The 7606-nt window shown below is 70.0% G+C and carries 9 protein-coding genes; 7 read left to right on the top strand and 2 right to left on the bottom strand.

Annotated features, from left to right (window positions below; all coding sequences use genetic code 11):
* Together ACFQ3T_RS16025 and ACFQ3T_RS16020 are read right to left on the bottom strand one after the other, a co-directional pair.
* Positions 1 to 456 (bottom strand): aminoglycoside phosphotransferase family protein (locus ACFQ3T_RS16025; protein ID WP_380724058.1); only part of this gene is annotated, 456 nt, incomplete at its 3' end.
* Positions 453 to 788, bottom strand: a complete 336-nt coding sequence (locus tag ACFQ3T_RS16020) for a hypothetical protein (RefSeq protein ID WP_380724057.1) — start codon at positions 786 to 788, stop codon at positions 453 to 455. The genes ACFQ3T_RS16020 and ACFQ3T_RS16025, both read right to left, overlap by 4 nt.
* Before the next feature lie 114 nt (positions 789 to 902).
* Here ACFQ3T_RS16020 and ACFQ3T_RS16015 point away from each other — a divergent pair, with 114 nt between their 5' ends.
* The 7 genes from ACFQ3T_RS16015 (at position 903) to ACFQ3T_RS15985 (ending at position 7606) form a co-directional block, all read left to right on the top strand.
* Positions 903 to 1862, top strand: coding sequence for an HpcH/HpaI aldolase/citrate lyase family protein (locus ACFQ3T_RS16015; protein ID WP_380724056.1), 960 nt, complete (start codon positions 903 to 905; stop codon positions 1860 to 1862).
* Positions 1863 to 1970: 108 nt separating this feature from the next.
* Positions 1971 to 2132, top strand: a complete 162-nt coding sequence (locus tag ACFQ3T_RS16010; protein ID WP_380724055.1) for a hypothetical protein — start codon at positions 1971 to 1973, stop codon at positions 2130 to 2132.
* A 281-nt stretch (positions 2133 to 2413) separates the two neighbouring features.
* Positions 2414 to 3610, top strand: coding sequence for an acyl-CoA dehydrogenase family protein (locus tag ACFQ3T_RS16005; RefSeq protein WP_380724054.1), 1197 nt, complete (start codon positions 2414 to 2416; stop codon positions 3608 to 3610).
* A gap of 234 nt (positions 3611 to 3844) precedes the next feature.
* Positions 3845 to 4372 (top strand): general stress protein, encoded by a 528-nt coding sequence (locus ACFQ3T_RS16000; protein WP_380724053.1) that lies wholly within the window; start codon positions 3845 to 3847, stop codon positions 4370 to 4372.
* A gap of 173 nt (positions 4373 to 4545) precedes the next feature.
* Positions 4546 to 5802 (top strand): ABC transporter substrate-binding protein, encoded by a 1257-nt coding sequence (locus ACFQ3T_RS15995; RefSeq protein ID WP_380724052.1) that lies wholly within the window; start codon positions 4546 to 4548, stop codon positions 5800 to 5802.
* An 8-nt stretch (positions 5803 to 5810) separates the two neighbouring features.
* Positions 5811 to 6761, top strand: coding sequence for a carbohydrate ABC transporter permease (locus ACFQ3T_RS15990; RefSeq protein ID WP_380724060.1), 951 nt, complete (start codon positions 5811 to 5813; stop codon positions 6759 to 6761).
* Positions 6761 to 7606, top strand: coding sequence for a carbohydrate ABC transporter permease (locus tag ACFQ3T_RS15985; RefSeq protein ID WP_380724051.1), 846 nt, complete (start codon positions 6761 to 6763; stop codon positions 7604 to 7606). Before ACFQ3T_RS15990 ends, ACFQ3T_RS15985 begins: the two co-directional genes overlap by 1 nt.

Raw genomic sequence — 7606 nt, 5'->3', positions numbered from 1 at the left:
GGCGGCGTTCTCCGCGGCCAGGTCGCCGCGCTCGTGCCGGCGGAACTCGGGCCCCGCCGGGACGCGCAGCCCGCGCAGCAGCCCGCCGGTGACGGCCAGCGCCTCCTCGACCGGCACGTCCAGCAGCGTCCGCGTGTGGTCGAGGCGTTCCAGCAGCAGCGCGCCGTGCTCGTCGTCGTGGTCCAGCAGCCGCACCACGCCCTCGCCGCGCCACGCGGCGAGCGCCAGGGGCTCCTGCCGGGTCTCGTCGTCCAGCCAGGTCAGCTTCAGCACGGCCGGGTGGCCGTCGGCGCGGCGGACCGGGAGGACGACGGCGACGTAGCCGTGCATCAGGTCGCCGTCCGGGGTGAGGTCCCAGCGGGCGCAGAACTTCGTGGCCAGCGCGGGGAGCGTGGCGCGCCACGACAGCGCCTCCTCGCCCAGGTGCACCGCGAAGTCGTCCGGGACGGTGATCACCGGAACTCCAGCCGGTAGACCGACTCCCACTCCGCCCGGCCGTTCAGCCGGGCCGCCCGCAACGCCGCCGCGTCGTCGTCGCCGAGGTCCGCCCGCCGCGCCGTCGCCGGGGCGTCCACCAGGTGCGAGTGCGTGGTGGGGGAGCGGACCGTCACCGTGCACGCCACGCCGTCGTCGAGGCCCGGCACGTCCTGCTCCGTGCCGCCGACGGCCACCAGCACCGCGCCGTCCCGCCACAGCGCCCACACCAGCCGCGGCTCGTGACCGGACGGCGTGACCCAGAGCGCGGCGGCCTTGCGCAGCGCGTTGTCCAGCACCTGCTCGATCTCCACCGGTTCAGCCTGCCACGGGCCTGTGAATCGTGACTCACGAAATAGCGGGCGGCACAGGTGCGTGCCACCCTTCGCACGACAGGAGTTACCGGCCGGTACGAGGAGGTACCCCCAGTGGTCGACCAGCAGCGTCCCCGTCGCTCGTGTCTGGCCGTGCCCGGATCGAGCCAGAAGATGATCGACAAGGCGCGCACGCTGCCCGCGGACCAGGTGTTCCTCGACCTGGAGGACGCGTGCGCCCCGCTCGCGAAGCCCGGCGCCCGCAAGACCATCGTGGCTTCGCTGAACGAGGGCGGCTGGGGCTCGCGCGCCCGAGTCGTGCGGGTCAACGACTGGACCACCGAGTGGACCTACCGCGACGTCACCGAGGTCGTGGAGGGCGCCGGCGCGAACCTGGACTGCATCATGCTGCCCAAGGTGCAGACCGCGGAGCAGGTGCACGCGCTCGACCTGCTGCTCACCCAGATCGAGAAGACCATGGGGTACGAGGTCGGCCGCATCGGCATCGAGGCGCAGATCGAGAACGCCCTCGGCCTGATCAACGTCAACGCGATCGCCACCGCGTCCCCGCGGGTCGAGACGATCATCTTCGGCCCGGCCGACTTCATGGCGTCGATCAACATGAAGTCCCTGGTCGTCGGCGAGCAGCCGCCCGGCTACGACGTCGGCGACGCGTACCACTACATCCTGATGCAGATCCTCATGGCGGCGCGGGCGCACGACAAGCAGGCCATCGACGGCCCGTACCTCCAGATCCGCGACGTCGACGGCTTCCGCCGCGTGGCCGGCCGCTCGGCCGCCCTGGGCTTCGACGGCAAGTGGGTCCTGCACCCCGGCCAGATCGACGCGGCGAACGAGGTGTTCAGCCCCAAGCAGGACGACTACGACCACGCCGAGAACATCCTCGACGCGTACGACTACTTCACGTCCGAGGCGGGCGGCAAGCGCGGCGCCGTGATGCTCGGCGACGAGATGATCGACGAGGCGTCCCGGAAGATGGCGCTGGTCATCTCGTCCAAGGGACGTGCCGCCGGCATGACCCGCACGAACGTGTGGTCGCCGCCGGAGGGGTGACGCGGCGTGCCGGCGGGGTCACGGGCTGGTGGCCCCGCCGGTGAGCATTCACACAAGTCGCGCTCCCGAGTGGCGATCACCGGGTGGGCCGTGTGCATGGTGGTGGGCGTGCCCCGACACCGAGCCGTCCGCAGGCGTCTGTTCCAGCGCCGCCACGACGACCTGCTGCAGCGCAGCTTCCGCCCCTGCCCCGCGTGCTCCGAAGACGTCCACGTCTTCTCCGAGGTCTGCCGCAAGTGCGGCCACGAGATAGAACTGGTCCGCGCCTGACCGCCCTCCGACCGCGGCCTGAGGGTCGCGGCTGCCCACTGCCCGATCGTCCGCCGCCGGCCGCCTGACCGCCGTGCCACCGCCGCGCGACCGCCGGCCACCCGTCGCCTGGCCCGGTTCCGCGTCCAAGTCCCTCGCCGCCGGCGCCTGACGTCCTCGGCGCGGCGCAGGCGTTCCGCTGTTTCGGTTCAGCGCGTGGCGAGGAGCACCTTTCGTAGCGCGAACGCGCGTTAACCGCGCCATACTCGCCGGTAACCCGAGAGCTACGAAGGGAAACCGCGATGGCGCGCCTGGCCCGGACCGCAGGACTGACCGACGTCCAGGAGGAGATCCTGTCGACGGTGCGCACCTTCGTGGACAAGGAGATCATCCCGCACGCCCAGGCGCTGGAGCACGGTGACACGTACCCGGCCGACATCGTCGAGGGCATGAAGGAGATGGGCCTGTTCGGGCTCACCATCCCCGAGGAGTTCGGCGGGCTCGGCGAGTCCCTGCTGACCTACGCCCTGGTCGTGGAGCAGATCGCGCGCGGCTGGATGTCGGTCTCCGGCGTGATCAACACGCACTTCATCGTGGCGCACATGCTGAAGCAGCACGGCACGCCCGAGCAGCAGCAGAAGTACCTGCCCCGGATGGCGACGGGCGAGGTGCGCGGCTCGTTCTCCATGTCCGAGCCGGAACTGGGCTCCGACGTCGCCGCGATCCGCACCCGCGCCACCCGCGACGGCGACGACTTCGTCGTCAACGGCCAGAAGATGTGGCTGACCAACGGCGGCACGTCCAACCTCACCGCCGTGCTGGTCAAGACCGACGAGGGCGCGGAGAAGGCGCACCGGAACCTCACCACGTTCCTGGTGGAGAAGCCCGAGGGCTACGGCGAGGTGCTGCCCGGCCTCACCATCCCCGGCAAGATCGACAAGATGGGCTACAAGGGCGTCGACACCACCGAGATGGTGTTCGACGGCTTCCGGATCGGCGCGGACCAGGTCCTCGGCGGCCGCACCGGCCAGGGCTTCCGGCACATGATGGACGGCGTCGAGGTCGGCCGGGTCAACGTGGCGGCGCGGGCGTGCGGCATCGCGCTGCGGTCGTTCGAGCTCGCCATCGAGTACGCCCAGCAGCGCAAGACGTTCGGCAAGCCGATCGTGGAGCACCAGGCCATCGCGTTCAAGCTCGCCGAGATGGCCACGAAGGTCGAGGCCGCCCACCTGATGATGGTCAACGCGGCCCGGTTGAAGGACTCCGGCGCGCGCAACGACGTCGAGGCCGGCATGGCGAAGCTCATCGCGTCCGAGTACTGCGCCGAGGTGACGCAGGAGGCGTTCCGCATCCACGGCGGCTACGGCTACTCCAAGGAGTACGAGATCGAGCGCCTGATGCGCGAGGCCCCGTTCCTGCTCATCGGCGAGGGCACCAGCGAGATCCAGAAGACCATCATCAGCCGCGGCCTCCTGCGCGACTACCAGTCCCGCGGCTGACGCACGGCCCGTCGCGCGGCTGACGCACGGCCCGCGGTCCACCGGCAGGCGAGCCCGTCGCCGGTGGACGGCGGGCCGCCGGCCCTGTACCCCCGAACAGCCGCCCCGGCCCGCGCGTACGCCGCACCCGGCCCCGCCGGAGTCACGTTCGCGTCAGTTTCCCGTCACCCGTTTCGCACTGTTCGCCCCGTGTTGGCAGGATGGGGAGATCAGCACCGCGAAGAGGTGGTCACCGTGACGAGTTCCTTCTCCGGCCAGAACCGACCCGGCGTGCCTCCCCGGCTGCCCACCCCGCCCACCGGTTGGCCCATCGGTTCGTACAGCACGTACGAGGAGGCGCAGCGCGCGGTCGACTTCCTGGCCGACGGCGACTTCCCCGTCCAGGAGGTCACGATCGTCGGCGTGGACCTGATGCTCGTCGAACGGGTCACCGGCAAGCTCACCTGGGGCCGGGTGCTGGGCACCGGCGCGGCGTCCGGCGCGTGGTTCGGCCTGTTCGTCGGCGTCCTGCTCAGCCTGTTCAACACCACGCCCGCCTCCAGCCTCGGCCCGATCGTGGTCGGCCTGGTCGTCGGCATCGCGTTCGGCCTCATCTTCGCCGCCGTCGGCTACGGCTCGGCGCGCGGCAAGCGCGACTTCCAGAGCGCGAGCCAGCTCGTCGCGGGCCGCTACGACGTGCTGTGCCAGCCGCGCTCGGCCGAGCGCGGCCGCGACCTGCTCGCCCGGCTCGCCATGCGCCCGTCGGACGCGAAGCAAGACTGAGGTTTGATTTCCCACCCCATCGGGTAAGGCCGTTCCGGGCTCCGGTGGTTGCGGCACCTGATCACCGGGCCTACGTTCGTTCCACCGGTCGACCTGCACTTCGACCGGTGGGCACGACGAGGTGCCGGGCGCTGCGGTCTGGCTCCTCCGTTGTCGGGAAGGAGGCAGGACCGATGAGGGGCAAGGGTCATCGGTTGGCCGCCGCAGGGGGCGCCGCGCTGATCGCGACGTCCGTGCTGGCGGGCTGTGGTTCGGGTGACGGCGGGATCACCATCAACGTCTACAAGTACCCGCAGGAGAACTTCCAGAAGATCGTCGACAACTGCAACTCGGCGGCTGACGGCTACCGGATCGTCTACCACAAGCTCCCGCGCGAGGCCGACGGCCAGCGCGAGCAGATGGTCCGCAGGCTCGCCGCCGAGGACACCGGCATGGACGTGCTGGCGCTGGACGTGACGTGGACCGCGGAGCTGGCCAAGGCGGGCTGGATCAAGGAGTTCACCGGCGAGGCGAGGACGCGGGTCGAGGACGGCACGCTGGAGACACCGCTGGAGACCGCCCGGTACGAGGGCAGGCTGTACGGCGCCCCGGACAACACGAACGTCCAGCTCCTGTGGTACCGCAGCGACCTGGTGCCGACCCCGCCGAAGACGTGGGACGAGATGATCGACCAGGGTTCCGCCCTCGAAGGGGACGGCAACCCGGACACGCCCGGCCTGGTGGCGGCGCAGGGCAAGCAGTACGAGGGCCTGGTCGTCCTCTACAACACGCTGGTCAACTCCGCGGGCGGCCAGATCCTCGACGAGAACGGCACCAAGGCCGTGGTGGACGACGGCGCGGTGAAGGCGCTCGAGGTGCTGAAGAAGTTCGCCACGTCCGACGTGGTCGACCCGTCGTTCTCCAACGCCGCCGAGGACGACGCCCGCCTGGCCATGGAGGGCGGCAAGGCCGCGTTCATGCTGAACTGGCCGTACGTCTACGCCGCCGCGCAGGAGAAGCCGGACTTCGCGAAGAACCTCGCGTGGGCGCCGTACCCGTCGATCGACGGCGACGGGGCCGAGGTCACGGTGGGTGGCATCAACTACGCCGTCAGCGCGTTCACGCAGCACCCCGAGGAGTCGTTCGACGCGGTGATGTGCTTGCGCAGCGCGGAGAACCAGAAGTTCGCCGCCATCAACGACGGCGTGCCGCCGACCATCGAATCGGTCTACCAGGACCCGGAGATGGCGAAGCCGTACCCGATGAAGGAGGCGATCCTGGAGACGTTGAAGAACGCGAGCGCGCGCCCGCGCACCCCCGCGTACCAGAACGTCTCCACGGTGATCTCCACGATCCTGTCGCCGCCGTCGGGCATCGACCCGCAGCGGACGGCGGACCGGCTCCGGTCGGAGCTGCAGGACGCGCTCGACTCGAAGGGGGTGCTGCCGTGAGCCACGCGGTGAACCACGCGCCGACCGACGCGGAGGCGCCCGACCCGAAGCTGTCGCCGCGGGCGAAGGCCGCCCTGAGCGAGGGCAAGAAGGCGGAACGGCGGCTCGGCCTGATGCTGTGCGCGCCCGCGATCCTCATCATGGCCGCGGTGGCGGGCTGGCCGATCATCTACTCGGTCTGGCTGTCCCTGCAGCGCTACGACCTGAAGTTCCCGGACCGCACCGAGTTCGTCGGGCTGGAGAACTACGCCACCGTGCTGTCCAACCCGTACTGGTGGAACGCCATGTGGGTGACGGTGCTGATCACCGTCGTGTCCGTGGCCGTCGAGCTCGTGCTCGGCATGGCCCTGGCGCTGATCATGCACCGCACGCTGGTCGGCCGCGGCATCGTGCGCACGTCCACGCTGATCCCGTACGGCATCGTCACGGTCGTCGCCGCGTTCTCGTGGCGCTACGCGTGGACGCCGGGCACCGGCTACCTGGCCGAGACGCTCGCGGGCGGCGAGCCGGTGCTGACGGAGAAGATCCCGGCGATCATGGTGGTGACGCTGGCCGAGATCTGGAAGACCACGCCGTTCATGGCGTTGCTGCTGATGGCGGGCCTGGCGCTGGTGCCGGACGACCTGCTGAAGGCCGCCGCGATGGACGGCGCGTCGGCGTGGCAGCGGTTCACCAAGGTGATGGTGCCGGTGATGAAGCCGGCGATCCTGGTGGCGCTGCTGTTCCGCACGCTCGACGCGTTCCGCATCTTCGACAACCTGTTCGTGCTCACGGCGGGCTCGCAGGGCACGTCGTCGGTGTCGATGCTGACCTACAACAACCTGATCAAGGGCCTGAACCTGGGCATCGGCTCCACCATGTCGGTGCTGATCTTCATCGCGGTGGCGATCATCGCGTTCGTGTTCGTGAAGCTGTTCGGCACCGCCGCTCCCGGCGGCGACGGCGGGGGGAGGCGCTGATGGCGGGCATCGGCGGGGCGGTGACCACGGGCCGCAAGGCGCGCTGGACCGTCCTCAACATCCTCGTGGTGGCGTACGCGCTGGTCCCGGTGCTGTGGATCGTGTCGCTGTCGTTCAAGACCAAGGAAACCCTGGCCGACGGCAACTTCATCCCCCGGCAGTGGACGTTCGACAACTACAAGGCGATCTTCTCGACCACGGAGTTCGTCCGGGCGCTGGTCAACTCGATCGGCATCGCGCTGATCGCCACGGCCGTGGCGGTCGTGTTCGGCACGATGGCCGCGTACGCGATCGCCCGGCTCGACTTCCCCGGCAAGCGGCTGCTGGTCGGGGTGTCGCTGCTGATCGCGATGTTCCCGCAGATCTCGCTGGTCTCGCCGCTGTTCGAGATCGAGCGGACGCTGGGCCTGTTCGACACCTGGCCCGGCCTGATCCTGCCGTACATCACGTTCGCGCTGCCGCTGGCGATCTACACGCTGTCTGCGTTCTTCCGGGAGATCCCGTGGGAGCTTGAGAAGGCGGCGAAGATGGACGGCGCGACGCCCGGTCAGGCGTTCCGCCGGGTCATCGCGCCGCTGGCCGCGCCGGGCGTGTTCACCACGGCCATCCTGGTGTTCATCTTCTGCTGGAACGACTTCCTGTTCGCGATCTCGCTGACCTCCACCGAGCAGTCCCGCACGGTGCCGGTCGCGCTGTCGTTCTTCACCGGCAGCTCGCAGTTCGAGGACCCGACCGGGTCGATCGCCGCCGCCGCGGTGGTGATCACCATCCCGATCATCCTCTTCGTGTTGTTCTTCCAGCGTCGGATCGTCGCCGGGTTGACCTCCGGCGCCGTCAAGGGGTGA

It is taken from the genome of Saccharothrix hoggarensis (assembly GCF_042678885.1).
Classification (GTDB): domain Bacteria; phylum Actinomycetota; class Actinomycetes; order Mycobacteriales; family Pseudonocardiaceae; genus Actinosynnema; species Actinosynnema hoggarensis.
This window is presented reverse-complemented; position numbering and strand designations above follow the sequence as displayed.